17 protein-coding genes and 1 tRNA gene are annotated in these 24,195 nt (G+C 67.9%); 10 read left to right on the top strand and 8 right to left on the bottom strand.

Translation table 11 applies throughout. From position 1 onward, the window contains the following. The first annotated feature begins 90 nt into the window (after positions 1–90). The 5 genes from gltB to JNO54_RS10145 all read left to right on the top strand — a co-directional run bounded on the left by gltB (position 91) and on the right by JNO54_RS10145 (position 8,433). On the top strand, positions 91–4,647 hold the full coding sequence (gene gltB, locus JNO54_RS10165; protein ID WP_204143798.1) for a glutamate synthase large subunit: 4,557 nt from the start codon (positions 91–93) through the stop codon (positions 4,645–4,647). Continuing rightward, positions 4,640–6,097 (top strand): glutamate synthase subunit beta, encoded by a 1,458-nt coding sequence (locus tag JNO54_RS10160; RefSeq protein ID WP_204143797.1) that lies wholly within the window; start codon positions 4,640–4,642, stop codon positions 6,095–6,097. Before gltB ends, JNO54_RS10160 begins: the two co-directional genes overlap by 8 nt. Before the next feature lie 92 nt (positions 6,098–6,189). Further along, positions 6,190–7,638 carry a pyruvate kinase gene (gene pyk / locus JNO54_RS10155; RefSeq protein ID WP_204143796.1) on the top strand — a complete coding sequence of 483 codons (1,449 nt, stop codon included), beginning with the start codon at positions 6,190–6,192 and terminating at the stop codon, positions 7,636–7,638. 34 nt (positions 7,639–7,672) lie between these two features. Continuing rightward, positions 7,673–7,755, top strand: a tRNA-Leu gene (locus JNO54_RS10150). Between the two features lie 75 nt (positions 7,756–7,830). Continuing rightward, positions 7,831–8,433 (top strand): ANTAR domain-containing response regulator, encoded by a 603-nt coding sequence (locus JNO54_RS10145; protein WP_233703230.1) that lies wholly within the window; start codon positions 7,831–7,833, stop codon positions 8,431–8,433. On the opposite strand, the gene JNO54_RS10140 is transcribed toward JNO54_RS10145, so the two are convergent. Both JNO54_RS10140 and JNO54_RS10135 read right to left on the bottom strand, forming a co-directional pair. Continuing rightward, entirely contained in the window at positions 8,434–9,183 is a 750-nt protein-coding gene (locus JNO54_RS10140) for a DUF554 domain-containing protein (protein WP_372430730.1), read from the bottom strand. Positions 9,184–9,250: 67 nt separating this feature from the next. Beyond that, on the bottom strand, positions 9,251–9,700 hold the full coding sequence (locus tag JNO54_RS10135; RefSeq protein ID WP_372430717.1) for a hotdog fold thioesterase: 450 nt from the start codon (positions 9,698–9,700) through the stop codon (positions 9,251–9,253). Positions 9,701–9,784: 84 nt separating this feature from the next. Between JNO54_RS10135 and polA the strand changes: the two genes are divergently transcribed. Beyond that, complete coding sequence (polA, locus tag JNO54_RS10130; protein WP_204143793.1) at positions 9,785–12,466, top strand: DNA polymerase I; 2,682 nt, start codon at positions 9,785–9,787, stop codon at positions 12,464–12,466. Positions 12,467–12,478: 12 nt separating this feature from the next. Here the strand turns inward: polA and JNO54_RS10125 are convergent, their stop codons facing one another. Together JNO54_RS10125 and JNO54_RS10120 are read right to left on the bottom strand one after the other, a co-directional pair. Continuing rightward, positions 12,479–13,774, bottom strand: coding sequence for a lipopolysaccharide biosynthesis protein (locus JNO54_RS10125; RefSeq protein WP_204143792.1), 1,296 nt, complete (start codon positions 13,772–13,774; stop codon positions 12,479–12,481). A gap of 16 nt (positions 13,775–13,790) precedes the next feature. Beyond that, entirely contained in the window at positions 13,791–14,501 is a 711-nt protein-coding gene (locus JNO54_RS10120) for a class I SAM-dependent methyltransferase (protein WP_204143791.1), read from the bottom strand. Positions 14,502–14,607: 106 nt separating this feature from the next. Here JNO54_RS10120 and JNO54_RS10115 point away from each other — a divergent pair, with 106 nt between their 5' ends. Then, positions 14,608–16,290: an MmpA family trehalose lipid delivery protein gene (locus JNO54_RS10115; protein WP_204143790.1), complete on the top strand. Its 1,683-nt coding sequence runs from the start codon at positions 14,608–14,610 to the stop codon at positions 16,288–16,290. Next, entirely contained in the window at positions 16,290–16,430 is a 141-nt protein-coding gene (locus JNO54_RS10110) for a hypothetical protein (protein ID WP_204143789.1), read from the top strand. The genes JNO54_RS10115 and JNO54_RS10110 overlap by 1 nt, the downstream gene beginning before the upstream one ends. On the opposite strand, the gene JNO54_RS10105 is transcribed toward JNO54_RS10110, so the two are convergent. The 3 genes from JNO54_RS10105 to JNO54_RS10095 are packed head-to-tail and all read right to left on the bottom strand — an operon-like array spanning position 16,411 to position 20,949. Further along, positions 16,411–17,517: a glycosyltransferase family 4 protein gene (locus JNO54_RS10105; protein ID WP_204143788.1), complete on the bottom strand. Its 1,107-nt coding sequence runs from the start codon at positions 17,515–17,517 to the stop codon at positions 16,411–16,413. The genes JNO54_RS10110 and JNO54_RS10105 overlap by 20 nt on opposite strands. A gap of 1 nt (position 17,518) precedes the next feature. Continuing rightward, positions 17,519–19,537 carry a hypothetical protein gene (locus JNO54_RS15000; protein ID WP_204143787.1) on the bottom strand — a complete coding sequence of 673 codons (2,019 nt, stop codon included), beginning with the start codon at positions 19,535–19,537 and terminating at the stop codon, positions 17,519–17,521. Next, a complete protein-coding gene (locus tag JNO54_RS10095; protein ID WP_307818160.1) occupies positions 19,534–20,949 on the bottom strand; it encodes a bifunctional glycosyltransferase/class I SAM-dependent methyltransferase in 1,416 nt (471 codons plus the stop codon). Before JNO54_RS10095 ends, JNO54_RS15000 begins: the two co-directional genes overlap by 4 nt. A gap of 162 nt (positions 20,950–21,111) precedes the next feature. On the opposite strand from JNO54_RS10095, the gene JNO54_RS10090 reads away from it, so the two are divergent. Further along, positions 21,112–21,963 (top strand): 2OG-Fe(II) oxygenase, encoded by an 852-nt coding sequence (locus tag JNO54_RS10090; RefSeq protein WP_204143786.1) that lies wholly within the window; start codon positions 21,112–21,114, stop codon positions 21,961–21,963. On the opposite strand, the gene JNO54_RS10085 is transcribed toward JNO54_RS10090, so the two are convergent. Continuing rightward, the gene (locus tag JNO54_RS10085; protein WP_204143785.1) at positions 21,919–23,067 is read right to left on the bottom strand and encodes an acyltransferase family protein; all 1,149 of its coding nucleotides are present in this window, start codon (positions 23,065–23,067) and stop codon (positions 21,919–21,921) included. The two genes, JNO54_RS10090 and JNO54_RS10085, sit on opposite strands and share 45 nt — an antisense overlap. 131 nt (positions 23,068–23,198) lie before the next feature. Between JNO54_RS10085 and pgfA the strand changes: the two genes are divergently transcribed. Continuing rightward, a complete protein-coding gene (gene pgfA, locus JNO54_RS10080; RefSeq protein ID WP_204143784.1) occupies positions 23,199–24,179 on the top strand; it encodes a cell envelope lipid trafficking protein PgfA in 981 nt (326 codons plus the stop codon). Positions 24,180–24,195 lie beyond the last annotated feature (16 nt).

Below are 24,195 nucleotides of genomic sequence, written 5' to 3'. Positions count from 1 at the left end.
CGCCGTCCACGATCCTTTGCCGCCAGCCGGTGTCCACCATATGGACACCGGCTGATCCGACCATCGAGACAAAAGGACGGTGATCCGTCGGTGACGACCGCTTCGCCCTTCCACCGCTTCTCAGCGCACCCCGCCGACACCGGCCTCTACCGTCGCGAGGCGGAGCACGACGCGTGCGGCGTCGCGATGGTCGCGACGATGCGCGGATCCGCGGGTCACGACATCGTCGACCAGGCCCTGCTCGCCCTGACCAACCTCGAGCACCGGGGCGCCACCGGCGCCGACCCGCTCGTCGGTGACGGCGCAGGCATCCTCACCCAGGTACCGGACCGATTCCTGCGCGAGGTCGTCGACTTCGAGCTCCCGGCAGCCGGCTCCTTCGCCGTCGGCACGGCCTACGTGCCGCGCGAGGAGGACGAGCGAGCCGAGGTGATGGCGCGGATCGACGCCATCGTCGTCGAGGAGGGGCTCGAGGTCCTCGGCTGGCGCGACGTCCCCGTGACGCGCGACCTCGTCGGCGACATGGCGCGCGACGTCATGCCCCACTTCGCCCAGCTCTTCGTCGCGGCGCCGGGCGCGGAGATCTCGGGCATGACGCTCGAGCGGCTCGCCTACTGCGTGCGCAAGCGGGCCGAGCGCGAGAGCGACGTCTACTTCGCGTCGCTGTCCTCCCGCACCCTCGTCTACAAGGGCATGCTCACCACCGCCCAGCTCGAGCCCTTCTACCCCGACCTCTCGGACGAGCGCTTCGAGACCGAGCTCGCGCTGGTCCACTCGCGCTTCTCGACCAACACCTTCCCGAGCTGGCCGCTGAGCCACCCCATGCGCTTCATCGCGCACAACGGCGAGATCAACACGGTCAAGGGCAACCGCAACTGGATGCACGCCCGGGAGTCGCAGCTGACCTCCTCGGTCATCCCGGGCGACCTCCAGCGGCTCTTCCCGATCTGCACCCCGGGCGCCTCGGACTCGGCCTCCTTCGACGAGGTCCTCGAGCTGCTCCACCTCGGCGGCCGCTCGCTCCCGCACGCGGTGCTCATGATGATCCCCGAGGCGTGGGAGAACCACGCGACGATGGACCCCGCCCGCACGGCGTTCTACGAGTTCCACTCGATGTTCATGGAGCCGTGGGACGGCCCGGCGTGCGTGACCTTCACCGACGGCCGTCTCGTCGGCGCGGTCCTCGACCGCAACGGGCTGCGCCCGGGCCGCTACTGGGTGACCGACGACGGACTCGTCGTCCTCGCGTCGGAGTCCGGCGTGCTCGACCTCGACCCGGAGCGGGTGGTCCGCAAGGGCCGGCTGCAGCCCGGCAGGATGTTCCTCGTCGATACCGCCGAGGGTCGCATCGTCGAGGACGACGAGATCAAGGGGCAGCTCGCCGGCGAGCAGCCCTACGACGAGTGGCTGCACGCCGGCCGGATCTTCCTCCAGGACCTCCCGCCGCGCGAGCACGTCATGCACACCCCGGCGTCCGTACGCCGCCGCCAGCGCACCTTCGGCTACACCGAGGAGGAGCTGAGCATCCTCCTCACGCCGATGGCACGCCAGGGCGCCGAGGCCCTCGGCTCGATGGGCACCGACACCCCCATCGCGGTGCTCTCGAGCAAGCCGCGGCTGATCTTCGACTACTTCACCCAGCTCTTCGCCCAGGTGACCAACCCGCCGCTCGACGCGATCCGCGAGGAGCTCGTGACGGCGCTCGGCACGGCGATCGGGCCGGAGGGCAACGCGCTCGACGCCGAGCCCTCGCACGCGCGGCAGATCATCCTGCCCTTCCCCGTCATCGACAACGACGAGCTCGCCAAGATCCGCCACATCAACGCCGACGGCGACCTCCCCGGCTACGCCACCCACGTCGTCCGCGGTCTCTACGACCACATGCGCGGCGGCGAGGGGATGACCGCCCGGATCCGCGAGATCTGCGGCGAGGTCTCCGAGGCGATCGCCGAGGGCGCCCGCTTCATCGTCCTCTCCGACCGGGACTCGGGGCGCGACTACGCGCCGATCCCCTCGCTGCTGCTCACCGCGGCGGTCCACCACCACCTCATCCGCGAGAAGACCCGCACCCAGGTCGGTCTGCTCGTCGAGGCCGGCGACGTGCGCGAGGTCCATCACGTCGCGCTCCTCATCGGATACGGCGCGGCCGCGGTCAACCCCTACCTCGCCATGGAGTCCGTCGAGGACATGGTCCGGCGCGGCGTCATCGAGGGGGTCGACGAGGAGCAGGCGGTCAAGAACCTCATCAAGGCGCTCGGCAAGGGCGTCCTCAAGGTGATGTCGAAGATGGGCATCTCCACCGTCGCGAGCTACCGCGGCGCCCAGGTCTTCGAGGCGATCGGCCTGTCGCAGGAGCTCGTCGATGAGTACTTCACCGGCACCGTGAGCCAGCTCGGCGGCATCGGCATCGACGTCATCGCCGCCGAGACCGCGGCCCGTCACTCCACCGCCTACCCGCCGGACGGCATGGCGCTGCCGCACCGTCAGCTCGTCGTGGGCGGCGAGTACAAGTGGCGCCGCGAGGGCGAGCCGCACCTCTTCGACCCGGAGACGGTCTTCCGCCTCCAGCACTCGACCCGGGCCCGCCGCTACGACATCTTCAAGCAGTACACGCAGCGCATCGACGACCAGTCTGAGCGGCTGATGACCCTGCGCGGGCTCTTCGAACTCGGGGGCACGAGCCCCCGCGAGCCGATCAGCATCGACGAGGTCGAGCCGGTGAGCGAGATCGTCAAGCGCTTCAACACCGGCGCGATGAGCTACGGCTCGATCAGCCGGGAGGCGCACGAGACCCTCGCGGTCGCGATGAACCGCCTCGGCGGCCGGTCCAACACCGGCGAGGGCGGCGAGGACCTCGAGCGCCTCATGGACCCCGAGCGCCGCAGCGCGATCAAGCAGGTCGCGTCGGGCCGCTTCGGCGTCACCTCGGCGTACCTCACGAACGCCGACGACATCCAGATCAAGATGGCGCAGGGCGCCAAGCCGGGCGAAGGGGGACAGCTGCCGGGTCCCAAGGTCTACCCGTGGGTGGCCAAGACCCGTCACTCAACCCCGGGCGTCGGGCTGATCAGCCCGCCGCCGCACCACGACATCTACTCCATCGAGGATCTCGCCCAGCTGATCCACGACCTGAAGAACGCCAACCCGGGTGCCCGCATCCACGTCAAGCTCGTCTCCGAGATCGGCGTGGGCACGGTGGCCGCGGGCGTGAGCAAGGCGCACGCCGACGTCGTCCTCGTCTCGGGCCACGACGGTGGCACGGGTGCCTCGCCGCTCACCTCGCTCAAGCACGCGGGCGGCCCCTGGGAGCTCGGTCTCGCCGAGACGCAGCAGACGCTCGTCCTCAACGGGCTGCGCGACCGGATCGTCGTGCAGGTCGACGGGCAGATCAAGACCGGGCGTGACGTCGTCATCGCGGCGCTGCTCGGTGCCGAGGAGTTCGGCTTCGCGACCGCCCCGCTCGTCGTGAGCGGCTGCATCATGATGCGGGTCTGCCACCTCGACACCTGCCCCGTCGGCATCGCCACCCAGAACCCGGAGCTGCGCTCGCGCTACTCGGGCAGGCCGGAGTTCGTCGAGACCTTCTTCGAGTACATCGCCGAGGAGGTCCGCGAGCACCTCGCGGCCCTCGGCCTGCGCTCGATCGACGAGGCGGTCGGCCAGGTCGAGCTGCTCGACACCCGTCGGGCCGTCGAGCACTGGAAGGCGTCCGGGCTCGACCTCGCGCCGGTGCTCGCCAGGGTCGAGGCCTTCGACGGGTCGGGCATCAAGCACTCCAAGGCGCAGGACCACGGTCTCGAGCACGCGCTCGACCACCGACTCATCGAGATCGCCGAGCCGGCCCTCTCGGACGGCGCGCCCGTCCAGGGCGAGGTCGAGGTGCGCAACGTCAACCGGACGGTCGGCACGATGCTCGGCCACGAGCTGACGAAGCGTTACCCGGAGGGCCTGCCCGACGGGACGATCGAGATCACGACCCGCGGCAGCGCCGGCCAGTCCTACGGTGCCTTCCTGCCGAAGGGGATCACGCTGCGCCTTGTCGGGGACGGCAACGACTACGTCGGCAAGGGCCTCTCGGGCGGTCGCGTCGTCGTCACCCCGCCGGAGGGCTCGGCGCTCGTCGCCGAGGACAACGTCATCGCCGGCAACGTCATCGGCTACGGCGCGACCTCCGGCGAGATCTACCTCCGCGGGATCGTCGGCGAGCGCTTCTGCGTCCGCAACTCCGGTGCCACCGCGGTCGTCGAGGGGGTCGGCGACCACGGCTGCGAGTACATGACCGGTGGCACGGTCCTCGTCCTCGGCGCGACCGGACGCAACTTCGCGGCCGGCATGTCCGGGGGAGTGGCCTACGTGCTCGACCTCGACGCCTCGCTCGTCAACCCCGAGCTCGTCGACGTCTCACCCCTTCGCCCCGGTGACCTCCCGCGCGTGCGGGAGCTCCTCGAGGCCCACCTGACGCACACCGGGTCGGCGGTCGCCCAGCGGCTGCTCGACGACGGCGACGACGCGCTCGCGCGCTTCTCGCTCGTCCTCCCGCGTGACTACCAGCGCGTCCTCGACGTCCGCGCCGAGGCGGAGGCCGACGGCCTCGACCTCGACGGCACGGAGGTCTGGGACCGGATCATGGAGGCATCCCGTGGCTGACCCCCAAGGCTTTCTCAAGCACCGCGAGCGCGAGCTGCCCCAGCGGCGTCCCGTCGAGGTCCGGATCAAGGACTGGAAGGAGGTCTACGAGGAGCAGGAGCTCGGCCAGCTCCAGCGTCAGGCCGGCCGCTGCATGGACTGCGGCATCCCCTTCTGCCACTCCGGCTGCCCGCTCGGCAACCTCATCCCCGAGTGGAACACCCTCGCGTGGAAGGGCGACTGGCACGACGCGATCGAGCGGCTGCACGCGACGAACAACTTCCCCGAGTTCACCGGTCGGCTCTGCCCGGCGCCGTGCGAGACCGCGTGCGTCCTCGGCATCAACCAGCCGGCCGTGACGATCAAGCAGGTCGAGGTGACCACCGTCGAGGAGGCCTTCGGCCGCGGCGACGTGCCGCCGCAGATCCCCGAGTGGCTCACCGGCAGGACGGTCGCGGTCGTCGGCTCCGGGCCGGCCGGCCTGGCCGCCGCCCAGCAGCTGACCCGCGCGGGCCACACCGTCGCCGTGTACGAGCGGGCGGACAAGCCGGGCGGGCTGCTGCGCTACGGCATCCCCGAGTTCAAGATGGAGAAGCGGATCCTCGACCGTCGGCTCGCGCAGATGCGCTCCGAGGGCACCCGCTTCCGCTCCGGCGTCGACGTCGGCACCGAGGTGACGGGCCAGCAGCTCCGCGACCGTTACGACGCGGTGGTCCTCGCCATCGGCGCGACCGTCCCGCGTGACCTGCCCGTCCCGGGGCGCGAGCTCGACGGTGTCGTCCAGGCGATGGACTTCCTGCCCGACGCCAACCGGGTCTCGGTCGGCGAGGAGGTCGAGGGCCAGATCACCGCGACCGGCAAGGACGTCATCATCATCGGCGGCGGCGACACCGGCGCCGACTGCATCGGCACCTCGATCCGCCAGGGTGCCCGCTCGGTGACGAGCCTGGAGATCATGCCGCAGCCCGGCGCCGACCGCTCGGCCCAGCACCCGTGGCCGACCTACCCGATGATCTTCCGCGTCGCCTCTGCGCACGAGGAGGGTGGTGACCGCGTCTACGCCGTGTCGACGACCGAGATCGTCGGCGACGAGGACGGCAAGGTCGCCGGCCTGCGGCTCACCGAGGTCGAGCTGGGGGAGCAGGGCTTCACCCCGGTCGAGGGCACCGAGCGCGAGCTGCCCGCGCAGCTCATCCTCCTCGCCATGGGCTTCCTCGGCCCGGAGGGCGAAGGGGTCGTCGAGCAGCTCGGCGTCGAGCGCGACGAGCGCTCCAACGTCGTGCGCGACAACGACTACATGAGCAGCGTCCCCGGCGTCTTCGTCGCCGGCGACGCAGGCCGGGGACAGTCGCTCATCGTCTGGGCGATCGCCGAGGGCCGCGCCGCGGCCCAGGGGGTCGACAAGTACCTCATGGGCGAGTCCAAGCTGCCCCGCCCCGTCAACCCGGGGGACCGTCCGCTCACCGCCTGAGCCACGGGCGAAGGGGGAGCCGACCCGTCGGCTCCCCCTTCGCCTGTGTCTAGCGTCACGACCACCCCTCGGCGGTCCGTAGGATGGAGGTCATGCGTCGCGCGAAGATCGTCTGCACCCTCGGTCCGTCGACCTCCACCCCCCAGAACATCCAAGAGCTCGTCGCCGCGGGCATGGACCTCGCCCGCTTCAACCTCTCCCACGGCGACTACCCCTTCCACGAGGCGAACTACCGGGCCGTCCGGGAGGCCGGCGACGCGATGGGTCGGGCCGTCGGCACGCTCGTCGACCTCCAGGGCCCCAAGATCCGCACCGGCCGCTTCAAGGACGGGCCGATCCTGCTCAAGGCGGGCGACCACTTCACCATCACGACGCGGGATGTCGAGGGTGACCAGAAGACCGTCGGGACGACCTACAAGGGGCTGACCCGTGACGTCAGCGCGGGGGACCGCATCCTCATCGACGACGGCAAGATCAGTCTCTCGGTCCACGACGTCACGGACACCGAGGTCCGCTGCGTCGTCATCTACGGCGGGCCCCTGTCCAACAACAAGGGGATCAACCTCCCGGGCGTGCCCGTGTCGGTTCCGGCGCTCTCGGAGAAGGACGAGGCGGACCTGCGCTGGGCCATCGGCCTGGGCGTCGACTTCATCGCCCTGAGCTTCGTGCGCTCCGCCAAGGACGTCGAGCGGGTCCACCGGATCATGGACGAGGAGGGCCAGCGACTGCCCGTCATCGCCAAGATCGAGAAGCCGCAGGCCGTGCAGGAGCTCGAGGCGATCATCGACGCCTTCGACGGGATCATGGTGGCCCGCGGCGACCTCGGCGTCGAGATGCCGCTCGAGGAGGTGCCGGTTGTCCAGAAGCGGGCGATCGAGATGGCCCGCCGCAAGGCCAAGCCGGTCATCGTCGCCACGCAGGTGCTCGAGTCGATGATGGACAACAGCCGGCCCACCCGGGCCGAGGCATCCGATGCCGCGAACGCCGTGCTCGACGGTGCCGACGCGCTGATGCTCTCCGGCGAGACCGCCGCGGGGAAGTTCCCCATCGAGGCGGTCAAGGTCATGTCCCGGATCATCGAGAGCACCGAGGCCAACGGGCTCGAGCGCATCGACGCCGTCGACGGCGGCACCGGCACGACGCAGGGCGCGGTGATCACCCGCGCTGCGGCAGAGATCGGGGACCAGCTCGGTGTGAAGTACCTCATCGCCTTCACCCAGACGGGAGGGGTGGCCCGACGGCTGGCCCAGCTGCGACCGCGCCTGCCGATGCTCGCCTTCAGCCCGACCCAGCACGTCCGTTCGCAGCTCGCGCTCGTGTGGGGGATCGAGACCTTCCTGACGCCGGAGGTCACGAGCACCGACCAGTACGCGATGATGGTCGACGAGATCCTGCTCGACGCCGACCGCGTGATTGAGGGGGACAAGGTCGTCATCGTCGCCGGCTCACCGCCCGGGATCCCCGGCTCGACGAACGCCGTCCGCGTGCACAAGATCGGCGATGCCCGGCACGGTGTGGCCAGCGCGTACCGCCTGCCCTGACCCTCGCCGGCCCCGGATATGCTGACGTAGCCCCGCCGGGGTGGTGGAATGGCAGACACGGAGCACTCAAAATGCTCTGCCCGCAAGGGCATGCGGGTTCGAGTCCCGCTCCCGGCACGTGACGCGGTCCACCACCGCTGACGATCAGGGCCCGGCGACGGGCCTTCGATGACGACGAGTGAGGCAGAGACGATGACGACGGACAGCACCCCCGGGGGCACCCCCCTGCGCATCCTCATCGCGGAGGACGAGGCGCTGATCCGCACCGACCTCGCCGAGATGCTCGCCGAGCAGGGCTACGACGTCGTCGGCCAGGCGAGCGACGGGCAGCAGGCCGTCGCGCTCGCCGAGCAGCTGCGCCCCGACCTCGCGATCTTCGACATCAAGATGCCCGTCATGGACGGCCTCGCCGCCGCCGAGGCCGTCGGCACCCAGCGGATCTGCCCGGTGATCATGCTCACCGCCTTCAGCCAGAAGGAGCTCGTCGAGCGGGCTCGGGACGCGGGAGTCATGGCCTACGTCGTCAAGCCCTTCAGCGCCTCCGACGTCCTCCCGGCCATCGAGGTGGCGTCCTCGCGCTGGGCCGAGCTCAAGGCCCTCGAGTCCGAGGTCGCCGACCTCGGCGAGCGGCTCGAGACCCGCAAGGCCGTCGAGAAGGCGAAGGGGGTCCTCATGAAGAAGCTGAAGATCTCCGAGGCCGAGGCCTTCCGGTGGATCCAGAAGACGGCGATGGACCGCCGGATGGGCATGCGCGAGGTCGCCGACGCCGTCGTGGCGGGCATGGAGAAATCCTGATCAGCCGAGGCTGATGACCAGCTGCGTGAGCAGCGGCGCGACGATCAGCGCCGGCAGCATGTCGCCGACCGGGATGTCCCGGATCCGCAGCAGGCGGAAGGCGATGCCCACGAGCACGAGGCCGCCCGTGGCGGTCAGCGCTGCGATGTGCGGGTCGGGCAAGATCGATCCCAGCGCCACGCCGAGCACGGTGAGCCCGCCCTGCACGACGAGGACGCTCACCGCCGAGAAGAGCACCCCGATGCCGAAGGTCGAGGCGAAGGCCAGGGCGGCGAAGCCGTCGAGCACGGACTTCAGCGCAAGCTTGTCGATGCCCCGGCCCAGGCCGTCGTCCAGGGTCCCCAGGATCGTCAACGGACCCACGCAGAAGAGCAGGCTGGCGGTGAGCCAGCCCTCGATGAACCGCTCCTTGGCGTCGATCTCCGGCACGTCGCTCGGCGACCCGGCGGCATCCCCTTCGCCCGCGGCGGTCATGGCAGCGGTCCACGATCGTCGGGACCCCACCCAGCCCTGGATCGCCCCCGCGAGGGACTCGAGCCGCTCCTCGATCCGCAGCAACGAGCCGATGATCGACCCGATGAGCAGCGAGCCGAGGACGATGAGCACCGGCGCGCCTCGCCCGGTGGCCCCTGACAGGTCGCTGCTCGTCACCTCGATGGCCGACAGCGCCGCCATGAGCAGCGTGACGAGCCCGAGGCAGTCGGTGACGACCGACCTGGTGCGCTCGGGCAGCCGGCCTCCGATGAGCATGCCGAGGAGCGCGCCGGCGATGACGGTGACGATGTTGAGGGCGGTGCCTGCACCGACGAACACCGGCTCAGCCCTGGCCGGGGGGCACGTCGCGCAGCATGCAGGTGATCCGCGAGGTGCACACGCGGCGGCCCTGGTCGTCGGTGACGACGATCTCCCAGGCGGCGACCGACCGGCCGAGCGAGAGCGGCGTGGCGACGCCGACGACATGCCCGCTCGTGGCCGCGCGGTGGTGCGTGGCGTTGATGTCGAGCCCCACCGCGATGCGGTCCGGTCCGGCGTGGAGCGCCGACCCGATGGAGCCCAGGGTCTCGGCGAGGACGACGGAGGCGCCCCCGTGGAGCAGGCCGTAGGGCTGGGTGTTGCCCTGGACGGGCATGCGTGCCACGACCTTCTCCGCGCTCGCCGCGAGGATGTCGATCTCCATCCGCTCGACGAGAGTGCCGACGCTTGAGGCGTTGAGGCGCTGACGGTCCTCGTCGGTCAGGGGAGGCAGGTCGCTCAGGGGGTCGGTCACGTCGTACTCCTCGAGAGGGCTGGCAGATCGGGGTCAGCCTAGAGCCGGGTGGTGCTGTCCTTGCCACCGCCTAGGGTTAGGCGCGTGAGCCGACTTCTCCTCCTTGACGGGCACTCCCTGGCCTACCGCGCGTTCTTTGCGCTGCCGGCGGAGAACTTCTCTACGAGCACCGGGCAGCACACCAACGCCGTCTACGGCTTCACCGCGATGCTCATCAACGTCCTGCGTGACGAGGAGCCGACGCACGTCGGGGTGGCCTTCGACGTCTCCCGGCAGACCTTCCGGTCGGAGGAGTACGCGGAGTACAAGGCCGGCCGGTCCGAGACCCCGAGCGCCTTCCGCGGCCAGATCTCGCTCCTCAAGGAGGTGCTCGACGCGCTGAGCATCGCCCACGTCGAGCTCGACGGGTACGAGGCGGACGACATCATCGCCACGCTGGCCACGCAGGGTCGCGAGGAGGGTATGGAGGTGCTCATCTGCTCCGGTGACCGCGACACCCTCCAGCTCGTCGACGCGACGACGACGGTCCTCTACCCCCGCAAGGGCGTCTCCGACCTCGCGCGCATGACGCCCGCCGCCGTCACGGAGAAGTACGGCGTCCCGCCCGAGCGGTACAGCGACCTCGCCGCACTCGTCGGTGAGAGCAGCGACAACCTCCCCGGGGTCCCCGGGGTGGGTCCCAAGACGGCCGCCAAGTGGATCGGCCTCTACGGCGACCTGCCCGGCGTCGTGGCCCACGTCGACGAGATCAAGGGCAAGGCCGGCGAGTCGTTGCGCGCCCACCTCGACGGCGTGCTGCGCAACCGGCGGCTCAACCGGCTCCTCACCGACGCGCCTGTCGGCGCCTCGGTGGCTGACCTCGAGCGTCGCCAGTGGGACCGCGAGGCCGTGCACACCCTCTTCGACAGCCTGGAGTTCCGGGTCCTGCGCGACCGGCTCTTCGAGACCTTCGACACCGGCGAGACCGAGGTGAGCGGGGGGCTCGAGATCGACGGCAGCGTGCTCGGGGCAGGCGAGGTGGCGGCCTGGCTCGAGGAGCACGCGCCGGCCGGTCGCCTCGTCGGCGTCGACGTCGTCGGGTCCTGGGGGAGGGGCAGCGGCGAGGTCGTCTCGATCGGCCTGTCCACCGTCGAGGGTGCCGCGGCCGCCCTCGACGTCACCGAGCTCGCCCCGGAGGACGACGAGGCGCTGGTGGCCTGGCTCGCCGACCCTGGGCGGCCCAAGGCGCTGCACGACGCCAAGGGGCCGATGCACGCGCTGCGCGAGCGGGGCTGGCTGCTCGACGGGGTCGAGGTCGACACCGTCCTCGCGGCCTACCTCGTCAAGCCGGACCAGCGCTCCTACGACCTCGGGGACCTCAGCGTGCGCCACCTCGGCCGAGAGCTGCGGGTCGAGGGTGCCGGTGCGGCGCCGGCGGACCAGGGCCTGCTCGACTTCTCCGCCGACGAGGACGAGGCCTCCCAGGACTCCATGGTCCGGGCCCGGGCCGTCGTCGAGCTCGCGGAGATCCTCCTCGCTGAGGTCGAGCGGACCGGTGGCACGGGCCTGCTCCGAGACGTCGAGATGCCCCTCGTCGCCGTACTCGCGGGGATGGAGCGCGCCGGCATCGCGGCCGACCTCGAGGCGCTGACGACGCTCGAGGCCCACTTCGCGGACCAGGTCGCGCAGGCGCAGGAGGACGCCTGGGACGCGATCGGGGACGAGCAGATCAACCTCGGCTCTCCCAAGCAGCTCCAGGTCGTCCTCTTCGAGACGCTCGGGCTGCCCAAGACGCGGCGTACCAAGACGGGTTACACGACCGACGCGGAGGCGCTCGCCGATCTCTACGCCAAGACCGAGCACCCCTTCCTCGAGGCGCTGCTCCGGCACCGTGACGCCGCGAAGCTGCGGGTGACCGTCGAGGGGCTGCTGCGCTCCGTCTCGGACGACTGCCGCATCCATACGACGTACATGCAGACGATCGCCGCGACCGGTCGTCTGTCCTCCACCGACCCCAACCTGCAGAACATCCCGATCCGGACCGAGGAGGGGCGTCGGATCCGCGAGGTCTTCGTCGTCGGTGACGGGTACGAGTGCCTCATGTCCGCGGACTATAGCCAGATCGAGATGCGCATCATGGCGCACCTCTCCGGCGACGACGGGCTCATCGAGGCGTTCCGGTCGGGGGAGGACCTCCACCGTTTCGTCGGGTCGCGGGTCTTCGGGGTCGACCCGGCTGACGTCACGCCCGAGATGCGCAGCAAGGTCAAGGCGATGAGCTACGGCCTGGCCTACGGCCTGTCGGCCTTCGGTCTCTCGCGGCAGCTCGGGATCAGCACGGGCGAGGCGAAGGGGTTGATGGAGGAGTACTTCGAGCGCTTCGGGGGAGTGCGCGACTACCTCCAGGACGTCGTCGCCCAGGCGCGTGCCACTGGCTACACCGAGACGATGCTCGGGCGGCGGCGGTACCTGCCCGACCTGACGAGCGACAACCGGCAGCGGCGCGAGATGGCCGAGCGGATGGCCCTCAACGCGCCGATCCAGGGCTCGGCCGCGGACGTCATGAAGGTCGCGATGCTCCGGGTCGATGCGGCGCTGCGGGAGCAGTCGCTCGCGTCGAGGGTGCTGCTGCAGGTGCACGACGAGCTCGTCGTCGAGGTGGCGGCGGGGGAGCGGGACCGGGTCGAGCAGCTGCTCCGGGACGAGATGGGAGCCGCCGTCGAGATGGACGTCCCGCTCGAAGTCAGCGTGGGGTCGGGCCGGTCCTGGCACGACGCCGCGCACTAGCCCGCCATACCTCTACCGGACAGGCGGCTGCTCTGGAGATGCGGTGTCCTCGATCAGCACGGGATCGTAGGTGTGCGCCTCTACCTCAGGCTTCGGTGCGGTGAGGACATAGCCGGCGAGGACGAGGAGCAGCCCGACATCAAGAGCAAGCTTGCTGTGCAGCAGCTCCAGTGCCGTGTCTGCGGTCGTAGCGAGCGCGAGGAAGGCCAGCGCTCCAGCCCAGAGCAGCCACACTGCGCGAGGGTGCCTACCAGCGATGGCGCTGTAGACCAGGAGCTGGGTCATGGCCAGCACCGTGCCAACCATGGCGAAGAGGGGCAAACTCCTCTCGATCTCATGATATTGGCCGCCCCCCACGAACTCGAGCGCCAGGGGGAGGGCCAGAGCGACCAGGGTTGTTGCACAGAGTCCGAGGAGGCCGACGACGGAGAGACCAAGAATGTCTGTCCGACGGCCAGCAGCCCTCTTAACCATCTTCGGGAAAGCTACGACCACGACAAACTGCGGGAAGAACAGCACCGCCTTGGTGAGGATCAGCCCAGCTGCGTACAAGCCTGCCTCCCCGTCCGGGATCAAGGACCGTGCCACGACGATGTCCATGTTGGACAGCGTGAAGAAGGCCAGGAGGGCGTGGGAGTTATGGGCAACCTCCCGCCAAAGGCTGTGCTCAGGCAGGTCGTCGGGCTCGGCGCCCTCAGGGGAACGCGCCCCTACGGTTCCTGTCCTGCGCAGCGCCGTGAAGCCGACAGCGACTGGGACCGCTGCCGCAGCGGCGACGGCCGCTGCGAGGCTCAAGGCCGTGGACGCAATGAGCACTGCACCAATGCCGACTAGGAGACGAGACACCCCCATCGAGGTGTAGACGAGCCCCAGGGGAAGCCATCGCTCCTCCCCCTGGAGGACCCCGGCCACTCCGCCCATCACGGTGAGGAGCGCTGCGGCGATCGCCAACGCCACCGCGGTGAGCGGTGACTGGAGTTCTAGCACCCGAGCGGTCAATGGCGCGAGGGCGGCGCCGATCGCGCCGACGCCCACAGCGCAGAGCAATGTCACCCGGAGGACCTGCAGGGTGGTCTCAGCCTGGGCTCCGGGATGGTGGGCGATCCTGCGCGCTGCGGTGGACTGCAGTCCGAGGGACAACACGTTGAGGATGATGAGTGCGCCCAGGACGGCCGAGAACTCACCGAAGTCCTCCGGCCCCAACGCCCGTGCTGCCACCAGTGTCAGGCCGTAGGTGGTGATGTTCATGATCATGACGCCGCCGGCGATGATGGCCGATCTGGCTAGCCCACGCAGACGATGAAGCACCAGCAGAGTCTACTTATCAGTAGGGATCGTAGATGCCGGTGTGTCCCAGCCTGGCTGTGACGTTGGTCAACCCGGCTCGCAGGAGGAGCTTGATCATCACGTTTCGGGTGAACCAGGGGAGGTGAATGACGATGCGCAACCTTTCGCGCAAGGTGGGCGGACGCACTCTCAGCACCGCCAACGAACCAACTCGATGGGTGAGTGCAAGCCGCCGGGCCACCGGAAGCAGGAGGAGCATCCCAACAGTCACGCCCACGGAGGAGAAGGCGTCGTGGACGACGACGTAGCCGCCCGGCCGCACGTGCACGGCCCATCGAAGGTCACGGAGCAGGCTTGCGACATCATGCTTCCCGTCGACGTACACAAGGTCGACGGTTCTGGAGGAGGGCCAGCGCGAGAATGCGTCTGCGCTTGTGGTGGTCACCACGTCCACCCGTTCACGCACGCCCGCCGCCGCGAGGTTGCGCAGCAGCAAGGATCGAACACTCGGTCCGGCGAACAGCCTTGCGGTGATGAAGGGATCGACGGCAGTGACCCGGCCATCGCCTGCTAGCGCCAAGGTCACGGTAGATCTCCCCTGGTGGGAGCCGATCTCGACGATGTCCGTGGCGCCCTCTCGCGCGAGCCTGAACAGCTCGCGGGCTTGATCAAGAGTCAGCCATCCGGGGATTTCCGCGATGCGCGGCCATGCCTCCTCGAAGCTTGGGATAGCTCGCGACGAAGGCATGGTTGACTCCTTCCTTGCGTAATCAACGCACGGCCGAGAGGGGACTCTGGTGAGCTCAGGTACGTGGCGCGCGACCCGAGACACGGCGGTCGTTATGGGCGCCGCCATGCTCACGGTCGCACTTCTCACGTGGCCGTTGCTTGCCGACCGAGGCTACCCGTTGGCCAAGGACATGGTCTTCACCCCTGACCTGCCGTTGAGCCCGCAGGCCGTAGGTCTGACGTCCGATGCTCCGAGAGCAGTCCCCCTCGACGCGGTGGTAGCAATTCTCGACACAGTGACCGGGGGTGAGATCCTCTCTCGTCTCGCGGTGGTCGGGGGTCTCTGTCTCGCCGCTCTGGCGGCCGGTCGAGCCGCACGCCACCTGCCTCTCCTGCCACGAGTGCTCTGCACCGTCCTGGCGGTATGGAACCCGTTTGTCATCGAGCGCCTCGCGCTGGGGCAGTGGGCGCTCCTGCTTGGCTACGCAGGGCTGTGGGGCTGCGTCGCGCAAGCGCTGACGACCTGGCGTCTGTCTGGGGGGCGCGGTCGAGCTGTCGGGCCTTGGATTGGTCTGGGTGCCTTGACGCCGACAGGTGGACTGCTGACAGGAGTTGCCGCTGTCGTGATGTTGTGGCGCGATCCGGACCGCTGGATCGTTCGCGCCATGGCGCTTGTCGCACAACTACCGTGGGTCATCCCCGGACTCCTCAGCAGCGCGGGAGCGTTCTCAGACCCCGAGGGCGTCGCCGCGTTCGCAGCCCGGAGCGAGCGCCCGGGTGGCGTGCTCTGGACCCTCCTCGGTCTCGGCGGGGTCTGGGACCGACTGAGCGTGCCGGGGAGTCGCGCTGGGCTGTACGGCCATCTCACGTCAGCCGTGATCGTGCTCAGCATCCTGACGGTCATGGTGCACGCAGTTCGGTCTCGCGACCGATGGCCACACACCATGCCGCTGGCACTCTTGGGCCTTGCCGGACTGGCGCTCGCATCGATCAGCTCGTTCCCCTTGGGTGCCAGGGGCCTCGCGTGGATGATCGAAACAGTCCCCGGCACAGGACTCCTCCGCGACTCGCAGAAGTGGCTCGCGTGGTTCGTCGTTCCGGCGGTGCTCGCGGTCGCCAAGACCTCCGACCTGCTGCTCGGCTGGACGTCACGGCAACTTCAGGTCCTCAGCACGACTGTCGCTGCCGTCACCCTGGTCCTGCCGATCGTGCTGGTGCCTGACGGAACGCCCGTGGTCTGGCGCACCCTTGCTCCGGTGGCCTACCCGACGGATTTCGACCGTGTCGCGCGTCTGGTGGATGGAGCGCCCGGCAGCCTGGTCACGACACCATGGCGGTCGTACCGGGAGTTCTCGTGGTCGCATGGTCGCCCCGTGTACGACCCAGCCTCTCGCTGGTTCGATATCGACGTCGTGGGCTCCGGTTCCCTTCTCGTCGGAGACATCGCCGTGGAAGGTGAGAACCCGCGCGCTGAGGCGGTCGGGCAGGTTCTTCAGGAGAGTCCGGGCCGCTGGGCAGGTGGCCTCGCTGCTCTAGGCATCTCCCACGTCCTGGTATACGCCGACGATGCTGACCGTGCCAGATACGTCCCCGGCGCGGACCTCGTCTTCCGGGGGGACTTCCTGGAGTTGTGGCGCCTGCGAGAGAAGCCGAACCTCGCGCCGGACAGCTCGCCTACGGCTTACGCCCTGCTGGTCGCTCTTGACGTCCTGATTGCGGGATTCCTGCTCCTCGGCGGGTCGCGGCTCGTTCGTGGTGCCTGGCAGTCACTCCCTGGTAGACTCGTGAGTAAGGGAAAGGATCCTTGATGATTGCAAACATCGTTGCGCCCGCGGTTGCTGGTGCCCTCCTGGCGACTATGAGCCTGTTCGGCCTCGTGACGGCGACAATCGGCGCGCCGGATGAGAACCCGGCAGACCAGCCGGTGATCACCTACGGCGAGCGCTGAGCGCCCGCTCAAGCACACCCTCGAACTCCTGGGCCGAAAGTGTCGCGTCCAGGAGTTCGGCGTACTCTCTAGCTGCTCGCCCAAGCTCAAGGATCAGGTCGGGATCGTGCAGGGCCGACTCAATGATGGTCACCATCTCGCCCAGGTCATCGACGATCCAGCCGGTCTCCCCGTCGACGACTGACTCGGTCAGTCCTCCGCTGCTCCGGTAGCCGATGGTCGGCGTCTCGCACAAGCCAGCCTCGGAGACTGCCAAGCACCATCCCTCTTTGGCGGACGGCATGATCATCACACTCGCCTGCTCGAGGAGTTCCCACTTCGTATCTTCGCTGACGAACCCGTGGAAATGGACCCGACTGCCGATGCCGAGCTGACGAGCGTGCGCCACGAGCCGATCGCGCCACCAGCCGTCTCCCACGATGTCCAACGTCATGCCCGGAAACCTCGGCGCCAGTGCAGCCACGACATGCAGGGCGTGCTCGATCTGCTTGTGGGGCACGAGCCGTCCCAGAACCACCAGACGCGCCTCACGCTCATCCGTGCGCCTCGTGGCTGGGCGGGCTCGAGACAGGGGAGCATTGCGGACAACGTGCACTCGGTCAGCTTCGTAGCCGAGTTCTTCAAGATCTCGCCGGGTTGAGTCCGAAACAGCGACCGCAACGCCATGGCGATACACCGTGGGTGCCAGCCGGGCCTCGATGAACCAACCCGCTCTTCCGACAAGTCCCGGGTAGATCATCTGCCACTGAGCTCGGTGCACATGGTGGACGAGAAGGACAACCGGCCGTCCCGGGAGCAATCCGGCCCAGAAGGGCAGCCCGTTGCAGACATCCACGATCACCGTGTCTGGGTCTGCGACAGCTGCTCGGACGAAACTTCTCGCGTATACGGTCAGACGGCCGCCGGCGCGTTCATGCCGGACGCCATCAATGATCTCGACGGCGGGCGCACCCGGGTAACGGGGAGAGCGAACCGTCACGTGATGTCCGCGCTGCACCAGTTGGCTGGCGAGGGTCTGGACATACCGCTCCGAGCCACCCGCCTCGGGATGACGCACATCTCGCCAGGCGAGGAAGAGGATCTTCACGCTAATTCTGGGCGGCAGCGAGGACTCGCTGGCACAAGGGAAGTGGCACGCCGGTGCGATCCTGTACCCGCAAGCCCCGTCGACTTGCGAGTTCCTGGTTGTCGAGTGCGGTGATGCTTCCTGGCCGGGTGATCCAGGTGTCGGGGTCGTAGGTGGCCCAAGGCACGAACGCCACGTGGCCCCCAGGGGTGCTGGTGATCTGCGCGTAGCCCAGGTCCGAGCGGATGCCCAACCCAAGCCGTACCTCAGATCCCTCGTACATCGTGAACCACGGGCCCGGCACCTCCCCGTCTCTCGCAGTGACGACGAAACGCGCTAGCCGACCCTCGGTTAGCTCGATAGCCACCTGTCGTACGGCGGGGCCCTCGATCCGGAACAGCGGAACCCTCCCGACCCGGTACCTGTCCTTCAGCGTCAGGCCGACGACCTGCGGTCGCTGCTCGACCAGAACCCAGTGGTCGTAGGTATCGCCGGTATTGACGTACAAGGCGTCGCAGTCGCCCTGTACCAGCAAGGAGTCAGTCCTCCCCTGCTCGGGAAGGGTCTCAGCGCGGACGATCTGCTGTGTCAGCGAGGCGGCGCCCGGGAGGTCTAGCTGTCGAGAAACGTACTCCTGAAGAGCCGGACCGCGCTCACCGAAGACCGCGGCCTGATATCCGGTCAAGGCCTGGAAGGCGAGGCTCGCAGCTGCACTCACGACGACTATCCCGGCAGCAGCCAGAGGGATCAGTCGGTGGCGCGCCTCCAAGCATGACCAGATTCCGCACAGGCCCACCGCGCTGCCGATCGCCAAGAGCGGCACGAACTCGCTCGTGTAGCGGTGTGTGATGTACCCGTACATAAGGACCGGGCCGACGAGGAGGCCCCCTGCGAGCATGGGCAGCAGCAGGCTTCGAGTACGGCGACGACGGAGCAGCACCGGGATCATCAGCACAGCGATCAGCGTCAGCAGCGTGAGCAGGGGCATGAACGCAGGTACGGAGCCGGTCCGATAGGTCTGATCGAGGATGACCTCGCCGACAGGGTGGGCGGGACGGGCGGGGAGCGACACCCATGGAAAGTGCTCCGTAAAACGGATTCCATCGGGTCTCAGGTATGCCGCTGTCGTGCTTGGGATGAACTGCGGCCCGGTGATAGTCCCTCCGTTGCTCTCCAGGGCGAGACGACGATGCTCGTTGACCGACGAGAACACCTGGTGCTCGAGGGGGAAGAGGTAAGGATGCCCGAACTTGACCTGGTTGAGCAGGACGGAGGCAGAGATCGGTACGGCACCAGCCAAGATAAGGGAGAGTGCTGGAACCCGGCTGGCAGCACCGCTGCGGAGCCAGAGAAAGCTCCCGTAGGAGAGGCAGACGATCGCCAGGGCGAAGCCACCGGTCGTTCTGGTCAGCACTGCCCCGAGCGCTGCCGCTCCTACCCAAGCAGCGGCGAGCACCGTCGGTCGGATGGCGAATCGCACCAACCACACAGCCGCCAACATGAAGAAGGCGGCGGCCCAGAGGTACACCTCGTGGTAGACCCAAGGAAGTGCTGCGTCGAAGGTGAGGACCGTTCCACCTGTGATCGCAGCAATAAGGCCCCCAAGCGCAACGCTCTCGCCAGGCCGTGGCGTTCCAGTCCGGCCCATGACCGATCGCGCCAGCCAGACGACTCGCACGGACATGGCAGCGAAGAGCGACCAAGCCAGCGCCATCATGAGAACCGTCAGGCGTCCGTCGAACTCGTCGGTCGTCATGAGGATCGGCAATCGAGCGATCGCAGGGAACGGGGGAAAGTACATGTAGGTCTTGCCCTCGATGACGAATCCTTCGATCCCGAGCGAGTCCGGTGGAACCGCAAGGTTCCCGTCCAGGAGGGCGCGTCCTTGGATGTCGAAGAAGTTCGAGGCATACCCCAGCGAGTTGGCCGTCCTGCCCGGGTTCCATCCAAACCCTAGGAGAGTGGCTATGAAGACAGCGCCGCCGCAGACCAACCCAAGGGTCGAGATGACGTACTCGCGGAAGTGCGGGTGTGCTTTCACGCCGCTCGCTGGACCCGGTAAAGAAGCTGGTACCCGAACATCGTCGGCCACGCCCTGGCCAGGGCGTGATCGACGCCGGCCAGGCGTCGGACGATCGAGGTGATCACCGTCCGGGGACCGGCGCGATCGACGACGTCGACAGGCGCTCCGACGGTCCTGGCTTCGACGATCTTCAGGCCGTGGTCACTCAGCAGCTTGGCGAACGTCCGCCGCGTGAAGAAGCGCACGTGGCCTTCGTCGAGAGGTCCTCGGGAGTCATAGCCGAAGAGACCGACGGCGATTCTGAAGCGGGGGTACCAGTGGCTGATGTTCGGGACGGAGATGATGATCTCTCCGCCGGGAGCGAGATGCTCGACGATGGAGTCGAGCAAGGCTCCCGGATCGACCACGTGCTCCAGGACATCGGCCGCGACGATCCTCTCGTAGAGAACCGTCGTTTCCTCAGGGAGACCTCCGCTGAGGTCTCCTTCGAAGAAGCCGTCGAGCCGTCCCTCGACGTCGTCGTGCTTGACGATGTCCACGCCGTGCACCGTATGCCCCTGCTGGCGTACCGCAGCACCGAACCGGCCGTCTGAGCAGCCGACGTCCAGGACGAGGCTCGTCGGACTGCTGGCGAGCCACGACAGAAGCACCCCGTGGGACGAGCTCGGGGATGGCTTGAGCTGATAAGCGCTCGCATCGATGGCGGTACCGCGGTGCCCGAATCCCATTCGTGCAGCTCGGTAGGCCAGGACGTCAAGGACCACGTTCTTGGCGTACACGAGGCCGTTCACATGGCAGATCTCGTCACCGTAGTAGGTCGGGATAGGCACCTCTGCGATGGTCCTACCCGCGTTGTGGAGGCCCAGGATGATCTCGGTATCGAAGTCGAAGTCGTCGGAGTAGTGCTGCATATCCAGCTGAGCGAGGGCCGGGACGCTGTAGGCGCGGTAGCCACTGTGCCACTCGCTGAGGCGCAGTCCTGTCAGCCGGTTCTGTCCGGTCGTCAGGATGCGGTTCCCCACGAACTTGTACAGCGGCATACCGCCCTTCAGAGCGCCGCCCTTGATCATCATGCGCGATCCGAATACGGCATCCGCCTCTCCCTCAGCGATGGGCTTGACCAGCTCCTCGATGATCTCGGGGGCGTACTGCCCGTCGCCGTGCAAGAGGACGACGATGTCGAGCCCATGACTGATCGCCCATTCGTAGCCTGCCTTTTGGTTGCCGCCGTACCCTAGGTTCTTCGGATGACGCACGACCGTCATCGGCAGGGGAGAGGTTGACTGATACGCACGCCCGATCTCGTACGTGGCGTCCTGGCTGGCATCGTCGGCGAGTAGGATGTGGTCGACGACGTCCCGGAACGAGTCCGGGAGACGGTCCAAGGTGGCAGCGAGCGTCTTCTCCGCGTTGTAAGCGACGACGAGCACACCGATCCGAGGGTTGTGCCGTTGCGGTGTGGGCATGCTGGAAGAGCTCAAGCCATCTCCAAGTTCGTGGATCGCCGAGGCCGCCCGACCTGGGGCCCCGCACGCCAGCATCGTAACTGAACGGTCGGTAACGTCACTCGGTCTGTGACATGATCCGCTGTCATGGCTGCTCGTCTTGTGGACCTCGAACGCCTCCGTGCCGCCCTGCCGGAATCAGCCGAGGAGTATCGGCGAGCGAGGCCCTACCCGCACACGGTTATCGATGACGTTCTCTTCCCGGAAGCCTTCGCGGCAGCAGTCTCGGAATTCCCAGCCGTGGACGATCCGCTCTGGAAGGGGTACCTGCACGTCAACGAGACGAAGTACTCCAACACGGAGCCTGAGTCGTGGGGTCCGAACCTCAAGGCGGTGGCGCAAGAGCTCTGCTCGGACGAGTTCGTCGCCTACCTGTCTGAGCTGACCGGGATCGCTGGACTCATCCCGGACTGGTCGATGGACGGAGGCGGGCTGCACCAGACCTTGCGCGGCGGACACCTCAACATCCACACGGACTTCTCCACCCATCACGACCACTCGAACTGGGCTAGGCGGGTGAACATCCTCCTGTACCTCAACGAGTCATGGCCCGAAGAGTGGGGTGGACAGCTGGAGCTGTGGGACAAGGCGATCACGCGTTGCGAGGGCAAGGTCACGCCTGCGGGGAACCGGATGCTTGTCTTCACCACGAGCGACGAGAGCTTCCACGGCCACCCCGACGGCTTGCAGTGCCCCGAAGGCGAAGCGCGGCGTTCGCTCGCGCTCTACTACTTCACCAAGGAAGAGTCGACGGTCCGGAGGGCGACGCAGTACCGAGCGCGCCCCGGTGCGGGAATACGTCGCTACATGATCTGGGCGGACGGCGTGGCGCTTGACGTCTATGACCGTCTCAAGCGGCGGCTGGGTCTCTCGGACGAGACGGCCCAGAAGGTCCTAGAGCGGATCCATACGCTTCGGGACAGAACCCGCCGTCGCTGAAGAGGCGCGGGTCCACCGCCAGGTCCGGAGCCATGTCCCGATCGGCTGCTCCACATTTCGCACCAGGACGTAGCTCAGGGCAGCTGTGAGGGCCAGCCCCACTGCTGTCCTGGACGGCCAGTTCCAGTCGCCCGTGTGCCGGGCGACGAAGAAGAAGGTGGGGTAGTGCCAGACATAGATGGTCAGTGAGTTCCTGCCCAACCACGAAAGCACGGACGTGCTCAGCGCTCGTCCGGTCCGAGACAGGCTTGCCCCATTGACGAGGGCGCCGACGCACAGCGCGGTGGCCAAGACCATGAGCTGACCCTGCCAGCGGAAGTAGTCGTCGGAGTTGCCCACCGTCAGCATGAGGGCCAAGAGGACCAGCAGTCCCGTGAGGAGGCCTGCATTGGCCGGCCTGCGCACCTGTCCCCACCATCGTTGGGTACCTGCCAGGAGCGCTCCCCAGAGCATGCCGTCGGTCCGGGTGGTCGTGCGCAGGAGCATGTTTAGTGTGTCGGTGTCCTGGCCCGCCAGGTGTGCGCGCCACCAGATAACCAGGGCGAGGAGCGCGATGACCACGAGAAGAAACGCCCAGATGCGTCGGCGCAGCACGACGTAGAGCCCGGTCAACAGGACCGTCGACTGGAGGAAGATACTCACGAACCAGAGGTGCCCCAGGTCACTTCTGGCCTCTAGAGCGTTGTTCTGGAGGTACCAGTTCCAGGTGAAGGTGACAACGGCCCACGCGCTTTTCCGGGTGGTTGATGGTGAGGACTCGTCGGTCTCGTCAAGGACGGATACCGCGATCACAGCTAGCACGAGCACCAGCACAGGAACCGCGATGCGGATGACTCGGCGCAGGGTGGATCGGCCAAGGTCCCAGAGCGACGCGTCCTCAGGGAAGCTCAGGAAGCCCCTGACGAGGAGATACCCGCCGACCACCAGGAAGACGGTGACCGCGAGGTTCCCGCTGCGCATGGCTTGTCCCCAGGGTGTTGTCTCAGAGACCTCTGGTGTCGGCCACAGTGCCCACCCGTGGGACACGACCACCAAGATGAGGGCCAGGCCGCGCAGGCCGTCCAGTGCGCGGTCGCGTCCTGGGCCTGACCTATTGCTCTGCATCCGGGCACTCTACTGGTCAGTAAGAGGGGGATGTGACACGACCTGCAAGTGCTACCAGCAGGTCACTTTCACTGGTAGCCTCAGCCGACCCCGCCACCCCGCGCTATCAAGGAGACCGCCCAGTGCGCAGTGTGTTGACCAAGGTGCTCGTGTTCGTCGGAGCCTTTCTGATCGTCCTGTCCCTGCTGGCGACCTTCTACGCCTCCAGCCAGGTAAAGCGGACCCCGCTGGACACGAACTCGGTGACTCGTCTGGCAGGGACTGCCGGTCTCTATGACGGGGACGAGCTGGTTCAGACCCCCGTCAAGGCATCTAGCACCACCCTGGCTGACGCTGAGGCATCCACAAAGGATGTCGTGGTGTTCCACAACTCCTCCTGCCTGGTCCGGGACCCGGACGGCAACGCGCCCGACTGTGTTTCGGCCGAGGACCCGGACGACCGCCTGGTGTCCGCCGGGACCGACGTCTTTGCTACGGATCGTCGGACTGGGATGGCCGTGAACGACGCCGAAGGCCTCCCGGCTGACGCCGAGGAGAAGTCGGGGCTGATCAACAAGTTCCCGTTCGACGTTGAGCAGAAGACCTACCCCTTCTGGGACAGCTACGTGGGGAAGGCGATCGACACCACGTTCGAGGGGGTCGAGGAAATTGACGGCCTCGAGACCTACAAGTTCCAGTACACCGTCGAAGACGGCGACATCGAGATCGGCGGCGAACCCGGCAAGTACGACACCACGAAGACGATGTGGATCGACCCGGTGACCGGCGCGATCCAGGACCAGGAGCAGCACCTGGTCCAGAAGATGCCTGACGGTCAGACAGTGGTCGACCTCAAATTCGAGTTCACGGAGGAGACCGTCGCCGCGAACGTGGAGTCGGCCAAGGACAGTGGCAGTCGACTCGCCCTCATCGGCAAGGCCGTGCCGCTCGGCGCCGGGGTTCTCGGTCTGCTTGCTCTCGCCGGCGGCCTCCTCCTGCACTTCCTCGGTGGCGCTCGCACGAAGGATGGCGACCGCGACGAGGTGACCCGCTCGGACGACACCCGCGAGCTCAACGTCTTCGACTCGGACGACGAGCCGACCCGTCGCCGGTCGGACATCCACCGAGACTGAGAGAGACCCTCGTGTG

It is taken from the genome of Janibacter endophyticus, assembly GCF_016888335.1.
Taxonomy (GTDB): Bacteria; Actinomycetota; Actinomycetes; order Actinomycetales; family Dermatophilaceae; genus Marihabitans; species Marihabitans endophyticum.
This window is presented reverse-complemented; position numbering and strand designations above follow the sequence as displayed.